Here is a 20,726-nt window from a genome sequence, read left to right as displayed (position 1 = left end):
CGCTTCGGCGCGCCGCCTCCGGCAGAGCCGCCCGAGGGCTGGCCCTCGACCTCGAACTCCGCGATCGGCGTTCCGACGGCCACTACTTGGCCCGGTTCGGCGAGCAGGGCCGTGACCTTTCCCGCGTACGGGCTCGGGAGCTCCACGACGGCCTTCGCCGTCTCCACCTCGCCGATCACCTGGTTGAGCTGGACGGTGTCTCCGACGGCAACCCGCCACGCCACGATCTCCGACTCGGTGAGGCCCTCGCCGAGGTCCGGCAGCCGGAACTCGCGAGTGTGGGTTCCTACGCTCGCGACGCTCATTCGCCCTCCTCGGTCCCGCTCAGCGAGTTCGGGCGCCCGAGCGACCGGTCCACTCCGTCAAGGATTCGGTCGAGGTCAGGGAGGTGGTGGAACTCGAGCTTCGAGTACGGATACGGAATGTCGAATCCCGTGACACGCACGGGAGCGTGCTCGAGGTAGTAGAAGCACCGCTCGGTGATGCTCGCCGCAATCTCCCCGCCGAGGCCGCCGGTCTGGGACGCCTCATGCGCAATGACGAGCCGCCCCGTCTTCCGCACCGACGCCTCGAGCGTCGCGTAGTCCACGGGCGCGAGGGAGCGCAGGTCGATGACCTCCACCGAGACGCCCTCGTCCGAGGCGGCGACCGCCGCGTCGACGCACGTCTTGACGAGCGGGCCGTAGCTCACGAGCGTCACGTCGTGGCCCTCGACCACGACGCGGGCCGATCCCATGCCGAGCCCATCGGGAACCTCGAGCCCGAACGACTCGTCGACGTCGCCCTTGTCGTGGTAGCGGCGCTTCGGCTCGAAGAACACGACCGGGTCGTCGCACGCGATGGCCTGCTGGATCATCGAGTACGCGTCCTGCGGGTTCGAGACCGCCATGACGCGGAGGCCCGCGGTGTGGGCGAAGTACGCCTCGGGTGATTCCGAGTGGTGCTCGGGCGAACCGATGCCGCCGCCGAACGGGATGCGGATGGTGAGCGGAACCTTGACCCGGCCCAGGCTGCGGTAGTGCAGCTTCGCGACCTGGGCCACGATCTGGTCGAACGCCGGGTAGACGAAGCCGTCGAACTGGATCTCGACGACCGGCCGGTACCCGCGGTACGCCATACCGATCGCGGTGCCCATGATCCCGGACTCGGCAAGGGGTGTGTCGAGGACACGGTGCGCGCCGAAGTCCTTCTGGAGGCCGTCGGTGATGCGGAACACGCCTCCGAGCTTTCCGATGTCCTCGCCCATGAGCACGACCTTCGGGTCGCGTTCCATGGCCCGCCGCAGGCCCGCGTTGAGGGCCTTGGCGAACGTCATCTGAGAGGCCTTCGGGGCCAGCTGCTCAGTCATCAGTGCCCTCCTTCCGCGTGGGCCCCGGCAAGGCCGGTCCGATAGCGTTCAAAGTGGTCCCGCTGCCGTTCGAGGACGGCGTGCGGTTCGGCGTAGACGTGGGCGAACACGTCCTCGGGGGCCGGATCGGGCATGTGGATCGTTGCCTCGCGCAGCTCCGCCGCGACCGTGTCCGCCTTGGCGGCGACTCGCGTGCGCACCGCGTCGTCGAGCAGGCCGATGCTCTCGAGATAGCATTCGAGGCGCGCGATGGGGTCGCGCTCCTTCCAGTCCTCGAGCTCGTTGGGGTCGCGGTATCTGGTGGGATCGTCCGCCGTCGTATGCGGGCCCATACGGTAGGTGACCGCCTCGATGTAGGAGGGCCCGTTCCCCGAGCGCGCGCGCTCGAGAGCCTCGCGCGTCGCGGCGAGGCACGCGAGCACGTCGTTGCCGTCCACCCGAACGCTGGCGATGCCGAAGCCGGGCGCACGCAGCGCGATCGGCACGTGGGCCTGGATGCCGACCGGCTCGGAGATGGCCCACTGGTTGTTCTGGCAGAAGAACACGACCGGGGCCTGGTAGCTCGCGGCGAAGACCATGGATTCGTTGACGTCGCCCTGGCTCGTCGCGCCGTCCCCGAAGTACGTGACGACCGCGGTCTCCGCACCGTCGAACTGGACACCCATGGCGTAGCCGACGGCGTGCAGCGTGTGCGCTCCGATCACCACCTGCGAGGGCGCCATGTTGAACTCGAACGGGTCCCAGCCGGAGTGTGCGTTGCCGCGCCACTGGCGGACGAGGTCGGGCAGGGCGACGCCGCGGATGTACGCGACGCCGATCTCGCGGTAGCTCGGGAAGATGAAGTCGTCGGCCGAGATGGCACGTGCCGAGCCGACCTGCGCGGCCTCTTGACCCACGAACGGGGGCCACAGCCCAAGCTGTCCCTGGCGCTGAAGAGCGGTCCCCTCCGCGTCGATGCGGCGGGCGACCACCATGTCCTCGTACAGCGAGACGAGAAGCTGGGGGCCGTCGTCGCCCTCGACGTCGGTGAGATAGCGGTCGTACCGCTCGTGGTGGTGACGAACGCCGTCTGGCGAGAGTAACTGGATCGGCGACCCGTCGTCGCCTGCGGTCATGTGATACGTGGACACTTCGGTTCGCATCCCTATCTGCTCGCGGGAGGCCTGTGGGCCCCCGGGTTAATGTGACCATACTCACAATGAACAAGGGGTACAACCAACGGCATCGAAATTGAGCAGGATGCCCTACTCGAACCTCCGGCACCGTGCTAACCTGCGCATCATGCACCCCGTGGATGCCACCGACACTCGGATCCTGCGCGCACTTGCCGACGATCCCCGCCGCACCGTCGTGGCCCTCGCCCAAGAGCTGGGACTCTCGCGCAACACGGTCCAAGCCCGCCTCGCCCGGCTCGAACAGCACGCGTTCCTCGCGTTCGACCGCCGCATCAACCCGGCCTCGCTCGGGTATCCGCTCCTCGCCTTCATCACGGTGCACGTCCAGCAGCGCAAACTGACGGGAATTACCGAGGAGATCGCGAGGATTCCCGAGGTGCTCGAAGGCCACGGACTGACGGGCACAGCCGACCTCCTCCTCCGCGTCGTCGCCGTGGACGCCGAGGACCTCTTCCGGATCAACGGCAAGATCCTCGCGTGCGACGGCGTCGAACGCACCGACACGGCACTCGCCATGGGCGAGCTCATCCCCTTCCGCATGGATCCCCTCCTCGAACGGGGACCACGCCCACCCATGTAACGACACGTGACTGCTTTTGTCACAGAATGGAAGCCATGGACGTCGTCCTGGATGTCATGCTCCTCGGCCAACGCCGCTTCCACGAACTGGGACTACGCACCCAGGTCGTGCTGAGGCAGCTCCCGCTCAACCTCACGATGATCTTCGTGTGCGGGATCTCGGCCCTCGCCGACCGCGCCGACTTCGCGGACGCAGGCTTCGTGATCAGCCAACTGCTCGCGCTCGCCCTGCTCACCGCGTGCGCGGCGGTCCCCTGGGAGCGGCTTCCGCGGTGGTCCTTCCTCGCGATCCCCGTCCTGGACTTCTACCCGATCGGCCTGCTCCGCTTCAGCGACGGCGACCTCCTGCCCGGCCTCGGCCTCCTCGCAGTGTTCCCGATCCTGTGGCTCGCCGGGGCCGGCTATCGTCCACGGACTGCTGTGGCGTTCGGCGCGATCGCGACGCTCCTCATGGTCTGGACGCCGCACTTCATGGACGGCACGGCGAACATCCATAGCCTTGCATCCGAGCTCCTCACGCCGTTCATCATGTTCGTGCTTGGGGTCGCGACGTCAATTTCGGCGCTGAGCGGCCGGACTCAGCGCAAGCGGATCGAGGAACTGCTCGACCGCAGCGAGACGCGCCAGCAGCTGCTCGAGACGATTGTCGACACGGTCGACGTCGGCGTGGTGGTCGTCGACACTGTGGGCGACATCGTGCTCATGAACGCGCAGCAGCGCGAGATCCATCAATCGGCGCTGCCCGAAGGCCTCGAGGCCGCGCGCGAGCCCGAGCTGCTCGTCTACGCGGACAGCTCCGACGAACTCATCGAGCCGAAGCTTCGGCCCGCGGCGCGCGCGGTGGCGGGCGAGGTGATCTCGCACGAGCTCTACCGGCTGGGCCGCGGGCAGCGAGCCCGCACGGTGTCCGTCTCGGCAGGGCCCTTCCGCGATGCGGGCGGCGAGGTAGCCGGAACGGTCCTGGCCTTCTCAGACGTCACGGAAGTCGTCGCCGCAATTCGGGCCCGCGACACGTTCCTGGCCGCCATGTCGCACGAATTCCGCACACCGCTCACGAGCCTCCTCGGCTACGCCGAGCTGCTCCACGAGGACGCCTCCCTGAGCCCCGCAGCCCGCGCTGACACCCTCGTCATGGCCCGGAACGCGCGGCACCTGAACAAGATGGTGGACGATATCCTCGCCGCCGCGACGCCCGGGGCCGCCGAGCTGCCGCGGACCCCGCTCGATCTCGCCGAGCTCACCCGCGACGCCGTGGACTCCTCCACGCCCGACGCCGCGCGCCGCGACATCACGGTCACGTTCACGGACGACGGCGTGCTGCCGGTCCTCGGCGACAGGACGGGCCTCGTGCGCGTCCTCGACAATCTCGTTTCGAACGCACTCAAGTACTCCGGCGGCGGGTCGACCGTGACGCTCAGGGCAAAGCGCGACGGTCAATGGGCGGTCCTCACGGTCGCCGACCAGGGCATCGGAATCCCGCCCGAAGACCTCAAACGCATCTTCACGAGGTTCCAGCGGGGCTCGTCTGCGCTCCGCTCCGGAATACCTGGAACTGGCCTCGGGCTCGCGCTCGCCCGCGAGGTGGCCGTGCGGCACAGGGGCGAGCTCGAGTGCGTCAGCGAACTCGGCGTCGGGAGCACGTTCACTCTGCGGCTCCCGCTTCGGGGCGAGCTGGGCGCACGGTCCTAGCGCGCGAACCGCGCCCGCGGGCGTCTCAGGCGATCTTCGCGATGAGTTCGACGCAGCGGTCGAGGAACGCGTCGACCTGCGTCTCCTCGTAGCCGTCCCGGCCGGTCACCGTGCGGAAGACGGCCGTGCGGACGTCGTCGGCGCTCATGACCGCGTCGTGCTCCAGATAGTTGAGGAGCCGGTGGCACAGCTCGTCGACGTCGCGCGGATGGTAGCTCGGCGCGCCGTTCTTCGACGGCCGGCGGAAGCGGTCGCCGTCGGGCCGGAGGAGCCGGGCGCGGAGCACGCTCGCGAGATGCCCGACCTCGTGGAGCCACGCCTCCTCGCCCTGGCGGTCGATGAGCTCGTCCCGCTCGCGGCGCGCGAGGGCGTCCTCAAGCCGGTCGAGCGCGGCGTCCACCTGACCCGCGTCATAGCCCCCGCGGACGGCATCGAACGCGACGCTGCGCACCTGATGACTCGTCACGGGCTCCGCGGAGGACGTATTGCGCAGGTAGGCCCGGGCGGCCTCCATGAATTTCTCGACCTGCTTGGGGCTGTACCCGAGCTCGCCTCGGCCGACGCGATTGAAACCAGCCGCGGCTCCCGAACCATTGCGCGCCACAGTGCCTCCGTCCTCTATGTCAATCATTATCTTGCCGTATCACGCCGCAGGCAGGAGGCTGAACACGACGTACGCCACCGGGACGCCGAACAGGATCGAATCGAGCCGGTCCATCATGCCACCGTGCCCCGGCAGGATGCTGCTCATGTCTTTGATGCCGAGCTCGCGCTTGACCATCGACTCCGCGAGGTCCCCCGCCGTCGCCGCGCCGACCATGGCGACCGCGAGCACAACGCCCACCCACCACGGGCGCCCCAGCAGGAAGACCGTGCCGAGCACGCCGATGACGACGGCGCCAGCGACCGACCCGGCGAAGCCCTCCCACGACTTCTTGGGGCTGATCTTCGGCGCCATGGGGTGCCTCCCGAGGCTCGCCCCGACAATGTAGCCGAACGTGTCGTTCGCGAACACCAAGAGGAGCGTCACGATGAGCTGCAGGACGCTGTGCGGCACGGCGAGGCCGGGCCAAACCCCCAAGGGCGGGGGCGAGACGCCCGAATCGTGCAGCGGCAGGACCGAGAAGCCGACGAAGAACGGGATCCACAGCAGCACGAAGACGCCGCCGATCACGTTGTTCACGGCACCGTGAGCCGACTCAAGGCTCTGCCACAGGAGGACGGCCGCGCTTGCAGCGACGAGCGCGAACAGCTGCGCCTCGGTGCCGCCGAAGAACGCCGAGAACGGAATCGCCACGGAGCCGATGAGCACCGGGACGATAGGAATCGTCGTCTTCCGGGTCTGAAGCGCCCGGAAGACCTCCCACACGCCAAGCACGCCCGCGGCCGTCGCGACACACACGAAGCCGAGCGGCCACAGGAAGAGTCCAGCGAGCACGGCGGCGAGCAAGACGAGTCCCACCACGATCGCGGCGGGCAGGTTCCGCCCCGCCCTCGAGGTCGGCGGGGTTGCCACAGCGGTAGCGGCGGCCTTCTCGGCGTCGTCCGCATCGCGGCGGGCGCGCCGGGAGATCGGGGCGCCCGGAGCGTCGCGGACCGACCCAGCGTACTCTGGCTCGTGTCCAGGCTGCGGGCCGGCCTCGGGCTGGGGAACGGTCATCAGACCTCGAGCAGCTCGGATTCCTTGCGCTTCACGAGCTCGTCGACGCTGTCCGTGTGCTGCTTGGTCAGGCCGTCGAGCTCCCGCTCGCCGCGCACGCCATCGTCCTCGCCGACCTCGCCGTCCTTGACGAGGCGGTCCATCGACTCCTTGGCCTTGCGGCGGATGCTGCGGATGGACACCTTCGCGTCCTCACCCTTGCCCTTGACGATCTTGACGTACTCCTTGCGGCGCTCCTGCGTGAGCTCGGGGAGGACCACACGGATCACGCTGCCGTCGTTGGACGGGTTGGCGCCGACCTCGGAGTCGCTCAGCGCACGCTCGATGTCGCGCAGTGCGGTCTTGTCGAACGGCGTGATGAGGATCGTGCGCGCGTCGGAGACCTGGAACGACGCGAGCTGCTGGAGCGGCGTCGGGGTGCCGTAGTACTCCACCATGACCTTCGCGTACAGGGCGGGGTTGGCGCGGCCGGTCCGGATCGCGGCGAAGTCCTCCTTGGCCACCTCGACGGCCTTCTCCATCTTTTCGGCGGCTTCGAGAAGCGTCTCTTCGATCACGGTTGTTTGGCTCCTGATTCGTGGACTGCTGACAGCTGGCTAGTGCTGAAGGGCTGCTGACATCCTAGCGGGATTACGGAGTCACTACCGTGCCGAGCTCGCCGCCAAGAATCGCCTTCGTCACGTTCCCCTCGCCCTGCATGCCGAACACGATCATGGTGAGTCCGTTGTCCTTGCACATCGTCATGGCGGTCTGATCCATGACCCGGATGTCGCGGCGAAGCGCGTCGTCGTAGGTGAGGTGCTCGAGCTTGCGGGCCTCGGGGTCCTTCTTGGGATCCGCCGTATAGACCCCGTCGACACCGCTCTTGGCCATGAGGACCACGTCGGCGTGCACCTCGAGGGCGCGCTGGACGGCCACGGTGTCGGTCGAGAAGTACGGGAGCCCGGCGCCTGCGCCGAAGATCACGACGCGCCCCTTCTCCATGTGCCGGATCGCGCGGCGCGGAATGTACGCCTCGGCCACCTGGCCCATCGTGATCGCGCTCTGGACGCGGGTCTCGACGCCCGCCTGCTCGAGGAAGTCCTGGAGCGCGAGGCAGTTCATGACCGTGCCGAGCATGCCCATGTAGTCGGCGCGGGATCGGTCCATCCCGCTCTGCGACAGCTCGGCGCCGCGGAAGAAGTTGCCGCCGCCCACCACGATGGCGACCTCGACGTCGTCGACCGCTGCCGCGATCTGGTGCGCCACGCCGCGCACGGTGGCCGGGTCGACGCCGAGCTTGCCGCCGCCGAATACCTCGCCGGACAGTTTGAGCAGGACCCGGCGCCGGCGGGGTGGGAGGGGATCGTCCGCGATGGGGAGAGTAGCGGTCTGCACGTCGGTCTGTACGGTGTCCATGAGTGATCTGTCCCCTCGAACCGGTGGATATGGCCTTGGTCTAGATTATCGGCATTGCTGGCGCGCAAAAGGGGCGGCCACACGGGGTGGCCGCCCCTCACGCTGGTGGGCTGCGAAGAGCCCGGGGGTGGATCTGCTAGGCGCCGACGCGGAAGCGCGCGAACGCGGTCGCCTCGACTCCGGCCTCCTGGAGGACCTGGCCGACGCTCTTCTTGGCGTCCTTCGCGAACGCCTGGTCGAGGAGCACCTCGCCCTTGAAGAAGCCGGTCACGCGGCCTTCGACGATCTTGGTGAGCGCGGCCTCGGGCTTGCCCTCGGCGCGAGCGGTCTCCTCGGCGATGCGGCGCTCGGACTCGACGAGGTCGGCCGGAACGTCCTCGCGGCGGAGGTAGTTCGGCGACATCGCGGCGACGTGCACGGCAACGTCGTGGGCGGCGGCCTGGGCGGCCTCGCCCTCGCCGCTCACCGCGAGCAGCACGCCGACCTGAGCCGGGAGGTCCTTGGACGTCTTGTGGAGGTAGGCGTCCACGGTCGCGCCCTCGATGCGCGCCACGCGGCGGACGGCAACCTTCTCGCCGAGCACGGCACCTTCCTCGACGACGAACTCGCTCACGGGCTTGCCGTCGATCTGAGCCGCAAGGAGGGCCTCGACATCGCCAGCGCCGGAGGCGATGGCCGCGGCGAGAACCTGATCGGCGAGCTCGATGAACTTGGCGGACTTGGCAACGAAGTCGGTCTCGCAGTTGACCTCGACCATGACGCCGACGCCGTTCTCGACCTTCGCGGCCACGAGGCCCTCGGCGGTCGAGCGACCCTCGCGCTTGGTCGCACCCTTGAGGCCCTTGATGCGAATGATCTCGATGGCCTTCTCGGCGTCGCCGTTGGCCTCGTCGAGAGCCTTCTTGACGTCCATCATGCCGGCACCCGTGCGCTCGCGCAGGGCCTTGATGTCAGCAGCGGTGTAGTTCGCCATGTGAACCCCTCTGTCTTGTTATCTGCACTTCTCACAGTGGCAGGATGGCACCGGGTCCGGTGCCATCCTGCCGTCGGCCCCCAGACCGGGCGGGCGCCCGGTCTGGAGGAATGGTCTGGGGGCTAGTTCTGCTCACCCTCGGCCGGAGCGTCTTCGGCGGCCGGGGCGGCCTCCTCGGCGGCCGGAGTGGCCTCCTCAGCGTTCTGGCCCTCGAGGAGCTCGCGCTCCCACTCAGCGAGCGGCTCGGCGGACGAGGCGCCCTCGGAGCCGGCGGCGCGGTTGTTGCGGGCGATCAGGCCCTCGGCCACCGCGTCGGCCACCACACGGGTGAGGAGGTTGACGGAGCGGATCGCGTCGTCGTTGCCCGGGATCGGGTAGTTGACCTCGTCGGGATCGCAGTTCGTGTCGAGGATCGCAACGACCGGGATGCCGAGCTTCTTGGCCTCGTCAACCGCGAGGTGCTCCTTCTTGGTGTCAACGACCCAGAGGAGCGCCGGCGTGCGGGAGAGGTTGCGGATGCCGCCGAGGGTCTTCTCGAGCTTGTCCTTCTCGCGCTGGAGGATGAGGAGTTCCTTCTTGGTGCGGCCCGAACCGGCCACGTCCTCGAAGTCGATCTCCTCGAGCTCCTTGAGGCGCTGGATGCGCTTGGCAACCGTGGAGAAGTTGGTGAGCATGCCGCCGAGCCAACGCTGGTTGACGTACGGCTGGCCGACGCGCGTGGCCTGCTCGGCGATGGCCTCCTGGGCCTGCTTCTTGGTGCCGACGAAGAGCACCGTGCCGCCCTTGGCGACCGTGGCCTTGACGTGCTCGAAGGCGCGGTCGATGTAGGAGAGCGACTGCTGGAGGTCAATGATGTAGATGCCGTTGCGCTCGGTGAAGATGAAGCGCTTCATCTTCGGGTTCCAACGGCGGGTCTGGTGACCGAAGTGGACGCCGCTGTCGAGCAGCTGGCGCATGGTGACGACGGGCATGCCGACGCTCCTTCCGGCAGGTCATTTCGTGAGGGAGCCTTCCCGGCTGCCCTTGCCCCTGCCCTTGTTCTGACGGTTCTCTGACGGCGGCCGGCCGGCCGCAGTCCCTGGCATCCCCTGCGAGCCCGAGCCGCCCCGCTGAATCAACTGGGCGGACCGTCAGGCAGCAGTGCCGAACCGTTCGACGGCTCGGCGCTGGATGCGCGGAGTCGACTTCCTGCACCTCGCGCATGGCATGGCAAGCACCTGTCATGTGTGAGGGAGCAGAAGGCCGCGGCTCTCAGTGTACTACAGGGGCACGAGCGGGTCTGGCCGCCGCGGCGGCTCCCGCGGGCCCGTCTCGCGCGGCGGCACCCGCAATTCTCCCCCACACAAACGGACGACGGCGGTAGTCCACATGGCGCCCAGCGCCCCTCGCGCTGCGCCCGGCCGAGCGGAAGGCTCGAGACATGCTCGCCCCGTTCGCCGGAGCCCGGCTCGCGCTCGCACTGGCCCTGCTCGTTCCGTGGCTCGTCCTGCCCTGGACCGCGCCTCCCCCGGGGTCGCCTCCCCGAGCCGCATCCCCCTGGGCCGCGCCGTCCGCGGGGTGGGAGTGGCCGCTCGCGCCGCGGCCCGCCGTCGTGCGCAGTTTCGACGCCCCGGAGAAGCCGTGGCTCGCCGGGCATCGCGGCGTGGACCTCGCCGCCTCGCCCGAGCAGGAGCTCCGCTCCCCCACCGCTGGCGTAGTGGCGTTCGCAGGGACGGTCGTCGACCGGCCGGTCGTGACCATCGACCACGGGAACGGGCTCCGAAGCAGCTTCGAGCCGATCGAGACGACGCTCGCCGCCGGCACGCGCGTCGCGGCAGGCCAGACGCTCGGGCGCCTCAGCCGAGGGGACACACACTGCCGCGCGGGGCCCTGCGTTCACTGGGGAGTGCGCGAGGGCGAGGACTACGTGGACCCACTGAAGTTCGTCGCGGACACCCGGCCGTCCGTCCTCTTGCCGTGGGGCGGGTGACCGCGGGACACGATCGCTCTAGACGATCGCGGACATCCCGGTGATGGCGCGGCCGGCCACGAGCGTGTTGATCTCGTGCGTGCCCTCGTAGGAGAACACGGCCTCCGCGTCGGCGAAGACCTTTGCCATCCCGTAGTCCGTGACGATGCCGTTCCCGCCAAGGATGCCCCGCCCCAACGCGACTGACTCCCGCATGCGGGCTGTCGTGTAGGCCTTCGCGAGCGCGGACTGCTCATCGCGCGCTTGCCCTGCCTCCTCGAGCTGGGACAGCCGCACCATGAGGCCGAGCGAGCTCACGGTGTTGCCGAGCATGGTCACGAGCTGGTCTTGGACGAGTTGGAAGGAGGCGATCGGACGGCCGAACTGCATCCGTTCGACCGCGTAGCGCCGCGCAACGTCGAACGCGGCCATCTGGAGGCCGACGGCCTGCCACGCGACGGAGAGCCTCGTCACCTTGAGCACGCGGTTCGTGTCGCGGAAGCTGTTGCCGTGGGCGAGCTTGAACTCGTCCGGCACCGCGACGTTCTCAAGCGTCACGTCGGCGTTCTGGACCGTGCGCAGGGAGATCTTGTTCTCGATCTTGGCGGCCGAGTAGCCCTCGAGCGAGGTGTCGACCAGGAAGGCCTTGACCTGGTTGTCGTCCACGTCGCGCGCGAAGACCACGATCCAGTCGGAGAACGTCGCGTTGCCAATCCAGCGCTTCGCGCCGTTGAGCACCCACGTCGAACCGTCCCGACGCGCCGTGGTTCGCGTCCCGCCCGCCACATCGCTGCCACCGAGCGGTTCAGTGAGCCCGAACGCGCCGATCTTGCGGAGGGCGTAGACGTCGGGCAGCCACTCCTCTTGCTGTTCGCGCGATGCGAGGAGCTCGAGCGAACCCGTGAAAAGCCCGTCGTGCACCCCCATGAACGTCGCGATCGAGGCGTCGGCGCGCGTAAATTCCGCGTGCAGGAGCCCCGCGAGGAGGTTCGAGTGACCCTGGCGCCGCACCGGGCTCACAACGTCAAGCTCGGCGAGTCGGGGCACGAGGTGGTGCGGGAACTCGGCACGGTTCCAGCAGTCCACGGCGATGGGACGCACGTTGGCGTCGAGCCAGCCGCGGACCTCGTGCAGCCGATCGCGCTCCTTGTCAGAAAGGAGGGCCTCGAAAGCGTAGAAGTCGCCGTCGGCGTAGGGCAGCTCGGCCGGATTCGTAGGCGCCATGGGGTCCTCCTGACCTCTCGGCCAGGTTGTTACTGGCCAGTAGTTACTGATCAGTAACATAGCATCGAGGTTCACGGCCATCAAGAGCGCAGGACTCCGCCCCGAGCGCATTATCGTCTTGCCTCAGTCCGGAGGCGGGAGAAGAATCGCCCGCGTGGAAACTGCCCACGATTCGAGTGAGACGCGCGAGGTCGAGGCCGGAGCCGAATTCTCCGTGGATCTGTCACGGTCGGGCGGAGCAGGCTATCGCTGGGAGATCGCGGGCCTGCCCGATGGCGTCGCCGTCACCAGCCACTCTCTGATGCCCGACGGCACAACAGCCGCGTCTCCCCCAACTCCCGGGGCTCCCATCGTTCAGCGCTTCGCCGTGCGGGCCACGGCCAGCGGCACGATCACCTTCCGGCTCAAACGGCCATGGGAAGACCACGCCGTTCGAACCCACACGGTGGAAGTCCGCATCCGCGACGAGCCGAGGGCGTAACGGCGCACGCGGCCACGAAGCCCGTCGTGGCGAGGAGCCGATACGCCAGGACGAACGCCATAGCCGAGAGCGAAAGGCCGAACCCACCGGCGAGCGCCAGGAGAGGAACCAGCTGTCCCGCCTTCACTGCTGCCCTTCTCTTCCGCGCTTGCGCAGGGCTCCTACCGCCGTCGACGCCGAAACGAGCAGAACGACGACGAGCATCCCCCACGGGTTGGGCTCGAAGTCGACCGCCGGCAGTCCGTTTTCCTCGGTGAACCATGCTTCGAAAATCCCCGGCAGGAAGGCGCGCGTGCCAGTGGCCCATGCGAAGCCCACCGAGGCAATCAGCACGATCACCAAAACGGCCACCCCGACGAAGATCCCGCCCAAAGCGGAGAGGACTATCCTCGCGAACACGACTTTGCTCCTTTGCTCTCAGATCCCGCAGGGGGGTTCAATCGGACGATTTCGAGAGGACCGAAGCGATTCTGGCGGCCCGTTGGAGTCCCGCTTCCCGCAGCCCCGTGAGGCTGAGAAAGACATCCTCGAGGGTCGAACCGTCACCGTGCTGCGCGAGCAATCCTGTAGGTGTCCCTGGCGCCACCATGGCGTCCGGCGAGCCCGCAATGATCACTTCACCTGCATCGGGGACCACAAGCCCTGTGACGATGTGGAGGCCGGTGGTCTTCCCTGAGCCGTTCGGCCCCAGCAGGCCGTGAATCCTGCCCGGTTCAAGCTGCAGCCTGAAGTCGGTCAGCGCTGCCTTCTTGCCGTAGCGCTTACAGACACCGCTGACATCCATGGCTAAGGTCATGCCGGCACGCGCGACCTCATTGAATTCGAGCAGTTGACGATCGAATTGGTTGACGATCGGAACGATTAGTGAAGCCCCACCTCCTTGTGCGTTAAGCTCGGGCGCCGAGTAGGCGCTCATCCTCCCGGTTCCGCGACCTCTCCGCGCGGCCGTTGGGCCTTGCGCGAGACACCGGTCTTCGAGCTACGATTTCTCGCATACGAAGTACCACTAGAAGCCACGGACACAAAAAAGACCTCGAGCGGAACATCAAGTGCCAGGCAGATCCGCTTGGCCGTGCGGATCCTGTTGACGGATTGGGTCCTCCCGGACACGAGGTTGTCGATGGTTCCGGGGGCGCAGCCAGCAACCTCGGCGAGGCCCCGGTTCGACCACCCGCGAAGGGCCATGAGCTCCACGAGGGCGTCACGAGCCACGAGCCTCATGCGCATGTCGGCGTGCCACCCCCTCCGGTACGTCCGATGCCTGATGCGTTACTCCATTCAATCGACCGGCGCATCCACCGTCAAGCAGGGGGTAACGGTAGACCAACCAAAGTTAGGCACATCTTAGGCACCCCACCCAGATTGGCCCGGGATTCCGGGGATCTTGGAGCCGAAAAGTTAGGCACATGTTAGGCACCGCGTGTCGGCGTGTCGGCACGTGGCGGCGAGAGATGCCTAAGATTCAGGAGTTGGACGGTCGCTGTCCAACGCGAATGAGGGGAGAGTGATGAGCCAGCCAGATCTCGGAGCGCTGCTCGCTGACGTCAAAGCAGCCCGCGGTTGGTCCTTCGAGGCGATGTCGAGAGCATGCGGCGGAGTGCCGACCGGCAAACGACTGTTCCAGCTCATCAACTCGCCGCTGAAGAACTTTCCCGACCCGGACACGATCAGGGGTCTCCAGAAGGCAACCGGCGCGAGCACGACCGAGATCGTCATGGCTGCGGCGCGATCACTTGGCCTCGACGTGGCCGAAACGGATCCCGACGCACTCCACGTCCCGGGCATCTCGCTTGCCTCCGACACGGACAGGGAGGCGCTCCTGAAGATCGGACGCACGCTCTCTGAGGCTGCCGCGGTCCTGGCAGCCGCACACGACCCGTCTCTGAGCGAGCGGAATCTGCAAGGCGAGCCACGGCGGAAGGCCCGGCGCGGGGGCGCACACCAGCCGACCGGCCTGCCGGAGAACTGGAAGGACCTCGCCGCCTATCAGGGGCCCGAGGATCACCTCCGCCGCACGGACGAGTGGGACGCGAGGGGCGAAGAGTCCCAGGGCTGACGCGCCGCCGCCCACATGAGGACCTCAGCCAGTCAGCGGGGACGCTCGACGGCGTCCGCAACCCGCTGAGCGAGGACCTCGAACTGTGCCCACAGCCCGTCGCGGATCGGACCCTCCGGACGGTCGGCGATGCGAAACCTGATCCGCACGATCCCGCGGTGGGCGACCTGAAGATTCATGTACGGATCGCTGTCCGGTGAGCTCGTATAGGCAATCTTCCACGCCGGGTTCCACCTCCGACGGCCCGAGGGAAGCCAGAAGACGCAGCCCTCGAACTCCTGGTCCGCGACGACGAGAGACGGCCGGGCGGCGGCCTCCGTCCGGTCCAAGTCTTCCTCGCGAAGGAAGGCGAGGATCCCGGGGGCGCTCAACACGAGCCGCTCCCAGCTCCGTCTGGTCCTCAGGTCGTACACGGTCGCGGAAAGCAGGGCGGACTCGCCGATGACGGCGTCGACGACCCGCGCGCCGTCGCCCTCCGCGCCGTCGTACACGCAGCGCAGGGCGCGCCTCAGGTCGAACTCGTGCTCCAATTCCCACAGCGTGGCCGCGAGCTCACGATCCACGGACGGGGCGGACGGCGCGCGGCCCGATGTCGGTCCCGAGAGCGACGGCGTCGCCTCGGCACCCGCCGCGACCGGCTCGCGCACCGGGAGGCTCGCGCTCGGCCCGTTCCGACGAACCCGTGCCGCGTTCCGAAGCTCGCGGTCGATCTCCAGGATCCGCTGCCTTGCCATAACACCCATGAGCACGCCGGCCGCGGCGAAGACAAGGCCCGCGACCGGTACGAGCGGAACTGCCCTCGCCGAGGAGAGGATCGCGACGGCTGCCCCTGCGAGCGCGGCGGCACGACCGGTCCACAGCGCCTCGACGGAGGCACGCCGGAGCCGCATGAGATGCTCGGTTCGCTGGCCCACGCTTCCCCAATCCTTGGGCCGCACCGACTGCCTCGACAATGAGGACCAGACGGAACGGCCTGCCCACACGATAAGGCAAGATTGGTTCGTGCGGAATGGCCCGTTCGGTCCCCGCGCAGGGCTCAAGGGCCCGTCCAGATAGTAGGGGCGGCGGGGCTTGAACCCGCGACCGACGGATTATGAGTCCGCTGCTCTAACCGGCTGAGCTACACCCCCGCGCAACAGCATTCGCTGCGCATTACAGGCTACAGGAGCTGACGCGCCTGCACCGACGGCCCGCCGAGGTCAGCCGTGCGGCGGCACGGTGTCCGCCCCGCGGTACAGCGCCTCGAACGTGTCGAGCGTGTACTTGATGCTGTGCCTCTGCACCATCTCGTGGCTCACCTTGCCCATCGCGGAACGGTCGGCCTCCGGCAGGCTCAGGATCGCGAGCAGCTTCGCGGCGAGATCGTCGCGGTCGTAAGGGCGGAAGAGATAGCCGTTCTCGCCGTCGCGCACGAGGTGCGGGAGCGCCATCGCGTCGGCGAGGACCACGGGGGTCGACGCGCTCATGGCCTCAAGCGTCACGAGCGACTGGAGCTCCGCGGTGCCCGGCATGCAGAAGACGTCGGCGCGAATGTACGCCTCGCGCAGCTCGGCGTCGGGCGCGAGACCCAGGAAGCGCACGCGGCCGCCCATGCCGAGCCGTTCGACCTGCGCATCGAGGCGGGGCCGGATCTCGCCGTCCCCCACGATCTCGAGGTGCACGTTGAGCTCGGCAGGGAGCTTCGCGACCGCGTCGATGAGGACGTCAACGTTCTTTTCCTCGGCGAGCCGGCCCGCGAAGAGCACGGTCGGCCACGGGTTCCGCTCGACGCGCTCCCCGGGCCCGAGCTCGTACGCGTGGGAATCGATGCCGTTCGAAAGCGGGATGACCTGGTGGAGGAACGCGTGGTTGTGCATCGCTTTGGCGGCCAGCGGCGTCGGCGTCGTGACGACGTCTGCCTGGCCCATGACCTTGCCCATGTCCTTCCAAGACCGGCGTCCGACGATGTCGAGGAACCACTTCGGGAACGGCAGGAACGGGTTGAGGTTCTCCGGCATGAAGTGATTGGTCGCGATGACGCGGATGCCGCGCTTCACCGCCTCGTACAGGACGTGCTCACCAATCATGTAGTGGCTCTGGATGTGCACGACGTCCGGCTGGACGCGATCGAAGAGGAGCGCGATCTCCTTCTTGATCTCCCACGGGAACACGACCCGGAAGTAGGGGTGGGTCGGCACGGAATGCGAGCGGAGGCGGTGAACCATAGCCTCGGGCCGCGCCTCGGTGAAGCTCTTGCCCTTCTCGAAGCGGCTCGCGAGCACGTGGACGTTGTGGCCGCGCGCGGTCATGCCCTTCGCGAGACGGTAGCCGAACTGCGCGGCGCCGTTCACGTGGGGCGGGTAGGTGTCGGCGCCGATCAGGATCGTCAGCGGCTTGTCGGTCGGGACCTCGGGGTCGGGCAGGGTCACGTATATCTCTCCTGGTCGGCCGGTCACTGCCCCGGTCCGGCGGATCCGCGGAGCTCGCGGGCCGCTTCGTTCTTGCGGCTCGTGACCTCCGGGTGGTGCCGGGACAGGGCAACGACACCCACGATAGCAACGAGCGCGGCCGCAGCCATGCCAATTCCCATCACGGGTGGAACATGTGGCCGAAGCTCTCCGAGGATCGTGATGCCGATCGCGACGCCGACCATGGGGTCAATCACAGTGAGCCCCGCGATCACGAGATCAGGCGGCCCGGCCGAATACGCGTTCTGCACGAACCACGAACCAAGCCCGCCGGCCGCCGCGATCGCAAGGATCGAATACCACTGGACGTTGAGCAGGAAGAGTCCGTTCGGATCGAGCAGCTGGCGGCCGATGATGCGCGTGAGCACGGCCACGAAGCCGAAGAGGACGCCCGCACCGAGAATGAAGACGAACGCGTTGAGCCGCTGCCGGAAGACCACGGCGAGCCCGCCGAACACGGCGATCGCGAGGACTAGCAGGAGCACGATCGTGAGCTCCTCGGCGCTCGAGACGTGGTGATTCTCGGCGGTCGCGTTGACCGCGAGGAGCACGAAGATCGCGGACCCCGTGACGCACGAGCTGATCGCGACCACGGTAGGACGGTTGAGCGTGATCCCCTGGTCCTTCGAATTCACCACGGTCGTGATCACGAGGGCGATCGCGCCGATCGGCTGGACGACCGTGAGTGGGGCCGTGATGAGGGCGATCATGTTGCACAGGAGTCCGAGGCCGAGGAGCAGGAGCCCGAGGAGCCAGCGCGGGTTTCGCAGGAGCCGCAGGAACCCGTTGGAGTTGAGCCCCAGCCCGCCGGTGTCGAGCTTGACGGCACTGCCCTGCCGCTGAGCGCCCAGCGCAAGGAACAGGGCCCCGAGGAGCGCGAGGACGACAGCGAACCAGACCATCAGAGCCGCACCCCGCCGTCGTCCGCTGCGCCGCCCGCTCCGCCGTCGTCCTCGCCTGCGCGCCGCTCGCTGCGCACGCCGCGGCCCTTGCGGACGATGGCCCAGAAGTAGTTGTAGCCCGCGATCCAGTGGCCCACGAGTCCGAGGACCAGGAACACCCACGCGAGCGCGAGGTACGCCCCCGAGCCCGGGATCGGGAGCTTCGACAGCACCAGGAGCGGCGTGCCGACCAGCAGGAGCGCCGTGCGCGCCTTGCCGACACGGCTCACCGGCAGGTCAGGGTGGTTGCGGAAGTAGAAGAGGGACGCAGTGCCCAGCACGACGTCGGGCAGGAGGAGCGCCGCGAAGTACCACCACTGGACCACGCCAGCGAGCACAAGGGTCAGGCCAACAGCGAGGAGCGCGAGGCGGTCGGCGGCCGGGTCGAGCACGCGCCCTAGCTCGGAGGTCTGATCGAAACGCCGGGCGATATACCCGTCCACCCAATCCGTCCCGCCCATGACCGCGAGAACGAAGACCGCCCAGCCGTATTCACGCGCCCCGAGGACGAGCCACATGAACAGCGGCACCCCCATGAAACGCACCACCGTAAGGACGTTGGGCACGGTCAGCACCCGGTCGTGATGCACCGACGGCCGTCCGGGTCGAGCACCCGCGCCGAAGATCCTCATCGACAATCCCGAGCAGCGGCCCGAGGCCGCGTCAGCTCTTCACCAGCTTGCGCAGGAAGACGACGAACGCGGTCGCGGAGACCGTAAAGACCGCGATCGGCGCCCACCGCTCCCTGACGGCGTCCGCAGCGGACGACGCGCGGGACCCACCAGCCGCCGTCGGCTCGCCACCCCCGCTGCCGGACGAGGCGCGCGAGGCCCGCTGGGCCTTCGCGAACGCGGCGCCCCGCAGACGATTGAACGCATCGCGCGCATCCTCGGCGAGCGCCTCCGCCTGGCGCTTGACGTCGAGCTCCTCGACGAGCCCGTCGCGGACGTCGAGGATGTGGTCGCGGCGCTTCTCGATACGGGCGCGCAGCTCCGCCTCGGTCGGAGTCGGCGGCTTGATCCGGCCGTGCGCCCGGTCCTCGGCGGCCTTCTCCATCTTGGCCTTCGCCGCCGCGGCCTCCTTGGCCGCTTGAGCGCGCTTGTACTGGATCGTGGTGGGGTCGAGAACGCGCGGGTCGAAGTCCCGGCCCTCCGTGATGACGCCGAGATCGTGCCGGATCCCGCGGATCGCATCCGCGGGAACGAGCGGCATAGCCTTCTTGACGCTCCTCAGCCCAAGAAGTGCCGCAATGGCGAGGATGATGAGGAACGCCGCGCTCACCACGAGCGCCGCGAGCCACCCCGGCATGACCGTGGCGAGGCCGAGGATCGCCGCCACCACGAGGGCGATCACGAGGAGGCCCAGGAAGATGAGGGCGGCGACGAAGAGCGCAGCCCCGACGCCGACCTTGATCCCACGGTCCTTGAGCTCGTACTTCGCGAGCGCGATTTCGTCGTTGAGCTGACGGGGGGCCAATCTCGCTGCCTGACCCACAAGGTCCGGCAAGGCCGCGAGGCGCGGACGCCTCATGGCAGGCGAGCTGTGGCGACCACTCATCGCTGGGCCCCTTCCCCTTCTGGCCGAAGCTGACAGGACCACGTGGCGGTCCGTCACCAAAGCTACCATTGACCCCCGCGCTTTCGGGGCAAGCCGGGGGGGGGTGATGGGTGGTGGGGGCCCGGTCAGCCGATCGCGCCGAAGGCGGCCTCTGCGACGAGGAACTGCTCGGCGGACTCGACTGCCGCCGCGAAGGCGTCCGCGTCCGTGGTCGACCCCCGGGGTCCGCGGGGCTGCCACTCGTGGCGTGCGGTCAGGATGGGCTCGAGGCCGTCCCCCGGCGGGGCGTAGTAGACCGCGAAGCGCTGAACCGGCCAGCCGGTGGGTGTCTCGGGGGCGACGAGGATCGCGGACTTCAACGAGTAGTTGATCCACTGCGCGATGGGCCTGCGGTGGTCGCGGACGAACATGCCGTCGGCGTAGTGTTCGGCGGATCCCTCGCCGTAGATTCGCTCGTACCGCACGCGCCAGATCGTCAGGAGTGGACCCTCGTAACGGGTCCACCCGGCAGGCAGGGTGACCTTCCGCGCGGCCATGAATCCATGATATTCCGGCCAGTGGCTCCCCCGACTGGACTCGAACCAGTAACCCTTCGATTAACAGTCGAATGCTCTGCCAATTGAGCTACGGGGGAATGGCGCCGCCATGCCAGAAGGCATGGGACTCCAAGCTCCCCCGACTGGACTCGAACCAGTAACCCTTCGATTAACAGTCGAATGCTCTGCCAATTGAGCTACGGGGGAATGGCGCAACGCCCTAAAGATTAGCAGGGAGCGAGGCCGGATCGGAAATCGACTCAGTCCCGCTGGCGCAGCTGACGGCGCCGTAGTTCGAGCTCCATGAGCTCGCGGTTGAGCCGCTGATGCTCCTCCGGCGGGGTGCTCGCGTCGAGCCTCTGGAGCTGCCCCATGAGCTCGGCTTTGCGAGCCGTGATCTGGAGCTCGAACAGGCCCGCGAGGATGTCCCGGCAGTAGCGCTCGAGCGACTCCTGCGTCGAGGCCGGAAGCGGTGTGACGGCGAGCTCCGCGAGGAGCGCCCGGAGCGGCTCCGGGGCCTCGTCGCGTACCCGCTCGACCCACGCCGAGAGCCCTTCGCCACTGGCGGCTGGGCGACCCGCCGCACCGATGGCGGCGTGGACGGCCTGGTAGGCAGGCGCGGTGAAGTGGGCGAGCCCGAAGTCGCGCCACGCGTTGTCGTCGAGCGATTCGGGATGTTGGAGTGCGACCTCGAGCGCCTGCCGCTCGAGGGTC

The 20,726-nt window shown here is 68.2% G+C and carries 24 protein-coding genes, 3 tRNA genes and 1 pseudogene; 5 read left to right on the top strand and 23 right to left on the bottom strand.

Annotated features, from left to right (window positions below):
- The 3 genes from ACLN58_RS06840 to pdhA all read right to left on the bottom strand — a co-directional run.
- Nucleotides 1-305, bottom strand: a 305-nt coding sequence (locus ACLN58_RS06840) for a biotin/lipoyl-containing protein (RefSeq protein ID WP_415854514.1), incomplete at its 3' end; no start/stop codon positions are given.
- Nucleotides 302-1,348, bottom strand: coding sequence for an alpha-ketoacid dehydrogenase subunit beta (locus ACLN58_RS06835; RefSeq protein ID WP_415854513.1), 1,047 nt, complete (start codon nt 1,346-1,348; stop codon nt 302-304). The genes ACLN58_RS06840 and ACLN58_RS06835, both read right to left, overlap by 4 nt.
- Nucleotides 1,348-2,490 carry a pyruvate dehydrogenase (acetyl-transferring) E1 component subunit alpha gene (gene pdhA / locus ACLN58_RS06830; protein WP_415854512.1) on the bottom strand — a complete coding sequence of 381 codons (1,143 nt, stop codon included), beginning with the start codon at nt 2,488-2,490 and terminating at the stop codon, nt 1,348-1,350. The genes ACLN58_RS06835 and pdhA overlap by 1 nt, the downstream gene beginning before the upstream one ends.
- Before the next feature lie 139 nt (nt 2,491-2,629).
- Between pdhA and ACLN58_RS06825 the strand changes: the two genes are divergently transcribed.
- Both ACLN58_RS06825 and ACLN58_RS06820 read left to right on the top strand, forming a co-directional pair.
- Nucleotides 2,630-3,103: an Lrp/AsnC family transcriptional regulator gene (locus ACLN58_RS06825; RefSeq protein WP_415854516.1), complete on the top strand. Its 474-nt coding sequence runs from the start codon at nt 2,630-2,632 to the stop codon at nt 3,101-3,103.
- Between the two features lie 35 nt (nt 3,104-3,138).
- Nucleotides 3,139-4,791 (top strand): sensor histidine kinase, encoded by a 1,653-nt coding sequence (locus ACLN58_RS06820; RefSeq protein WP_415854511.1) that lies wholly within the window; start codon nt 3,139-3,141, stop codon nt 4,789-4,791.
- 25 nt (nt 4,792-4,816) lie between these two features.
- On the opposite strand, the gene ACLN58_RS06815 is transcribed toward ACLN58_RS06820, so the two are convergent.
- The 6 genes from ACLN58_RS06815 to rpsB form a co-directional block, all read right to left on the bottom strand.
- On the bottom strand, nt 4,817-5,422 hold the full coding sequence (locus ACLN58_RS06815; RefSeq protein ID WP_415854510.1) for a DivIVA domain-containing protein: 606 nt from the start codon (nt 5,420-5,422) through the stop codon (nt 4,817-4,819).
- Nucleotides 5,423-5,434: 12 nt separating this feature from the next.
- Nucleotides 5,435-6,451: a phosphatidate cytidylyltransferase gene (locus ACLN58_RS06810; protein ID WP_415854509.1), complete on the bottom strand. Its 1,017-nt coding sequence runs from the start codon at nt 6,449-6,451 to the stop codon at nt 5,435-5,437.
- Complete coding sequence (frr, locus tag ACLN58_RS06805; RefSeq protein WP_415854508.1) at nt 6,451-7,008, bottom strand: ribosome recycling factor; 558 nt, start codon at nt 7,006-7,008, stop codon at nt 6,451-6,453. Before frr ends, ACLN58_RS06810 begins: the two co-directional genes overlap by 1 nt.
- 73 nt (nt 7,009-7,081) lie before the next feature.
- On the bottom strand, nt 7,082-7,849 hold the full coding sequence (gene pyrH / locus ACLN58_RS06800; protein ID WP_415854507.1) for a UMP kinase: 768 nt from the start codon (nt 7,847-7,849) through the stop codon (nt 7,082-7,084).
- A gap of 136 nt (nt 7,850-7,985) precedes the next feature.
- Nucleotides 7,986-8,822 carry a translation elongation factor Ts gene (tsf, locus tag ACLN58_RS06795; protein ID WP_415854506.1) on the bottom strand — a complete coding sequence of 279 codons (837 nt, stop codon included), beginning with the start codon at nt 8,820-8,822 and terminating at the stop codon, nt 7,986-7,988.
- A gap of 122 nt (nt 8,823-8,944) precedes the next feature.
- Nucleotides 8,945-9,793, bottom strand: coding sequence for a 30S ribosomal protein S2 (gene rpsB, locus ACLN58_RS06790; RefSeq protein WP_415854505.1), 849 nt, complete (start codon nt 9,791-9,793; stop codon nt 8,945-8,947).
- A 449-nt stretch (nt 9,794-10,242) separates the two neighbouring features.
- Here rpsB and ACLN58_RS06785 point away from each other — a divergent pair, with 449 nt between their 5' ends.
- Nucleotides 10,243-10,791, top strand: a complete 549-nt coding sequence (locus ACLN58_RS06785; RefSeq protein ID WP_415854504.1) for a M23 family metallopeptidase — start codon at nt 10,243-10,245, stop codon at nt 10,789-10,791.
- An 18-nt stretch (nt 10,792-10,809) separates the two neighbouring features.
- Here the strand turns inward: ACLN58_RS06785 and ACLN58_RS06780 are convergent, their stop codons facing one another.
- Nucleotides 10,810-11,994, bottom strand: coding sequence for an acyl-CoA dehydrogenase family protein (locus tag ACLN58_RS06780; protein WP_415854503.1), 1,185 nt, complete (start codon nt 11,992-11,994; stop codon nt 10,810-10,812).
- A 154-nt stretch (nt 11,995-12,148) separates the two neighbouring features.
- Here ACLN58_RS06780 and ACLN58_RS06775 point away from each other — a divergent pair, with 154 nt between their 5' ends.
- The gene (locus tag ACLN58_RS06775) at nt 12,149-12,475 is read left to right on the top strand and encodes a protease inhibitor I42 family protein (RefSeq protein ID WP_415854502.1); all 327 of its coding nucleotides are present in this window, start codon (nt 12,149-12,151) and stop codon (nt 12,473-12,475) included.
- 123 nt (nt 12,476-12,598) lie between these two features.
- On the opposite strand, the gene ACLN58_RS06770 is transcribed toward ACLN58_RS06775, so the two are convergent.
- From ACLN58_RS06770 to ACLN58_RS06760, 3 genes are read right to left on the bottom strand one after another with little or no spacing between them, the layout of a single operon-like run.
- Nucleotides 12,599-12,874, bottom strand: a complete 276-nt coding sequence (locus tag ACLN58_RS06770) for a hypothetical protein (RefSeq protein ID WP_415854501.1) — start codon at nt 12,872-12,874, stop codon at nt 12,599-12,601.
- 37 nt (nt 12,875-12,911) lie between these two features.
- Nucleotides 12,912-13,391 (bottom strand): ATP-binding cassette domain-containing protein, encoded by a 480-nt coding sequence (locus ACLN58_RS06765; RefSeq protein WP_415854500.1) that lies wholly within the window; start codon nt 13,389-13,391, stop codon nt 12,912-12,914.
- Nucleotides 13,388-13,660, bottom strand: a complete 273-nt coding sequence (locus ACLN58_RS06760) for a helix-turn-helix domain-containing protein (RefSeq protein WP_415854515.1) — start codon at nt 13,658-13,660, stop codon at nt 13,388-13,390. The genes ACLN58_RS06765 and ACLN58_RS06760 overlap by 4 nt, the downstream gene beginning before the upstream one ends.
- 322 nt (nt 13,661-13,982) lie before the next feature.
- Between ACLN58_RS06760 and ACLN58_RS06755 the strand changes: the two genes are divergently transcribed.
- Nucleotides 13,983-14,531: a hypothetical protein gene (locus tag ACLN58_RS06755; RefSeq protein WP_415854499.1), complete on the top strand. Its 549-nt coding sequence runs from the start codon at nt 13,983-13,985 to the stop codon at nt 14,529-14,531.
- 32 nt (nt 14,532-14,563) lie between these two features.
- On the opposite strand, the gene ACLN58_RS06750 is transcribed toward ACLN58_RS06755, so the two are convergent.
- The 10 genes and pseudogenes from ACLN58_RS06750 to ACLN58_RS06705 form a co-directional block, all read right to left on the bottom strand.
- Nucleotides 14,564-15,445 (bottom strand): hypothetical protein, encoded by an 882-nt coding sequence (locus ACLN58_RS06750; RefSeq protein ID WP_415854498.1) that lies wholly within the window; start codon nt 15,443-15,445, stop codon nt 14,564-14,566.
- 142 nt (nt 15,446-15,587) lie between these two features.
- Nucleotides 15,588-15,661, bottom strand: a tRNA-Ile gene (locus ACLN58_RS06745).
- A 69-nt stretch (nt 15,662-15,730) separates the two neighbouring features.
- The gene (locus ACLN58_RS06740; protein WP_415854497.1) at nt 15,731-16,939 is read right to left on the bottom strand and encodes a glycosyltransferase; all 1,209 of its coding nucleotides are present in this window, start codon (nt 16,937-16,939) and stop codon (nt 15,731-15,733) included.
- Nucleotides 16,940-16,962: 23 nt separating this feature from the next.
- The gene (locus ACLN58_RS06735) at nt 16,963-17,880 is read right to left on the bottom strand and encodes a DMT family transporter (RefSeq protein ID WP_415854496.1); all 918 of its coding nucleotides are present in this window, start codon (nt 17,878-17,880) and stop codon (nt 16,963-16,965) included.
- Complete coding sequence (locus ACLN58_RS06730; protein ID WP_415854495.1) at nt 17,880-18,551, bottom strand: CDP-alcohol phosphatidyltransferase family protein; 672 nt, start codon at nt 18,549-18,551, stop codon at nt 17,880-17,882. The genes ACLN58_RS06735 and ACLN58_RS06730 overlap by 1 nt, the downstream gene beginning before the upstream one ends.
- 31 nt (nt 18,552-18,582) lie before the next feature.
- Complete coding sequence (locus tag ACLN58_RS06725; RefSeq protein WP_415854494.1) at nt 18,583-19,449, bottom strand: phage holin family protein; 867 nt, start codon at nt 19,447-19,449, stop codon at nt 18,583-18,585.
- Between the two features lie 152 nt (nt 19,450-19,601).
- Nucleotides 19,602-20,012: a hypothetical protein gene (locus ACLN58_RS06720; protein WP_415854493.1), complete on the bottom strand. Its 411-nt coding sequence runs from the start codon at nt 20,010-20,012 to the stop codon at nt 19,602-19,604.
- 22 nt (nt 20,013-20,034) lie between these two features.
- Nucleotides 20,035-20,110: transfer RNA gene (locus ACLN58_RS06715), tRNA-Asn, on the bottom strand.
- A 36-nt stretch (nt 20,111-20,146) separates the two neighbouring features.
- Nucleotides 20,147-20,219 (bottom strand) — tRNA-Asn (locus tag ACLN58_RS06710).
- 53 nt (nt 20,220-20,272) lie between these two features.
- A pseudogene (locus ACLN58_RS06705) lies at nt 20,273-20,726 on the bottom strand (DNA primase); the annotation flags it as partial.

The sequence above is a fragment of the Sinomonas sp. G460-2 genome (assembly GCF_047759905.1).
GTDB lineage: Bacteria > Actinomycetota > Actinomycetes > Actinomycetales > Micrococcaceae > Sinomonas.
Note: the sequence above shows the minus strand (reverse complement) of the source record. Positions and strands in the feature narration are given on the sequence as shown.

Coding starts and splice junctions, on each gene's coding strand:
- ACLN58_RS06835 (WP_415854513.1), bottom strand. CDS start 1,348: ATGACTGAGCAGCTGGCCCCGAAGGCCTCTCAGATGACGTTCGCCAAG.
- ACLN58_RS06760 (WP_415854515.1), bottom strand. CDS start 13,660: ATGGCCCTTCGCGGGTGGTCGAACCGGGGCCTCGCCGAGGTTGCTGGC.
- ACLN58_RS06755 (WP_415854499.1), top strand. CDS start 13,983: ATGAGCCAGCCAGATCTCGGAGCGCTGCTCGCTGACGTCAAAGCAGCC.
- ACLN58_RS06810 (WP_415854509.1), bottom strand. CDS start 6,451: ATGACCGTTCCCCAGCCCGAGGCCGGCCCGCAGCCTGGACACGAGCCA.
- ACLN58_RS06765 (WP_415854500.1), bottom strand. CDS start 13,391: ATGAGCGCCTACTCGGCGCCCGAGCTTAACGCACAAGGAGGTGGGGCT.
- rpsB (WP_415854505.1), bottom strand. CDS start 9,793: ATGCCCGTCGTCACCATGCGCCAGCTGCTCGACAGCGGCGTCCACTTC.
- pyrH (WP_415854507.1), bottom strand. CDS start 7,849: ATGGACACCGTACAGACCGACGTGCAGACCGCTACTCTCCCCATCGCG.
- ACLN58_RS06730 (WP_415854495.1), bottom strand. CDS start 18,551: ATGAGGATCTTCGGCGCGGGTGCTCGACCCGGACGGCCGTCGGTGCAT.
- ACLN58_RS06720 (WP_415854493.1), bottom strand. CDS start 20,012: ATGGCCGCGCGGAAGGTCACCCTGCCTGCCGGGTGGACCCGTTACGAG.
- tsf (WP_415854506.1), bottom strand. CDS start 8,822: ATGGCGAACTACACCGCTGCTGACATCAAGGCCCTGCGCGAGCGCACG.
- ACLN58_RS06780 (WP_415854503.1), bottom strand. CDS start 11,994: ATGGCGCCTACGAATCCGGCCGAGCTGCCCTACGCCGACGGCGACTTC.
- ACLN58_RS06815 (WP_415854510.1), bottom strand. CDS start 5,422: ATGATTGACATAGAGGACGGAGGCACTGTGGCGCGCAATGGTTCGGGA.
- ACLN58_RS06735 (WP_415854496.1), bottom strand. CDS start 17,880: ATGGTCTGGTTCGCTGTCGTCCTCGCGCTCCTCGGGGCCCTGTTCCTT.
- ACLN58_RS06725 (WP_415854494.1), bottom strand. CDS start 19,449: ATGAGGCGTCCGCGCCTCGCGGCCTTGCCGGACCTTGTGGGTCAGGCA.
- ACLN58_RS06825 (WP_415854516.1), top strand. CDS start 2,630: ATGCACCCCGTGGATGCCACCGACACTCGGATCCTGCGCGCACTTGCC.
- ACLN58_RS06785 (WP_415854504.1), top strand. CDS start 10,243: ATGCTCGCCCCGTTCGCCGGAGCCCGGCTCGCGCTCGCACTGGCCCTG.
- pdhA (WP_415854512.1), bottom strand. CDS start 2,490: ATGCGAACCGAAGTGTCCACGTATCACATGACCGCAGGCGACGACGGG.
- ACLN58_RS06820 (WP_415854511.1), top strand. CDS start 3,139: ATGGACGTCGTCCTGGATGTCATGCTCCTCGGCCAACGCCGCTTCCAC.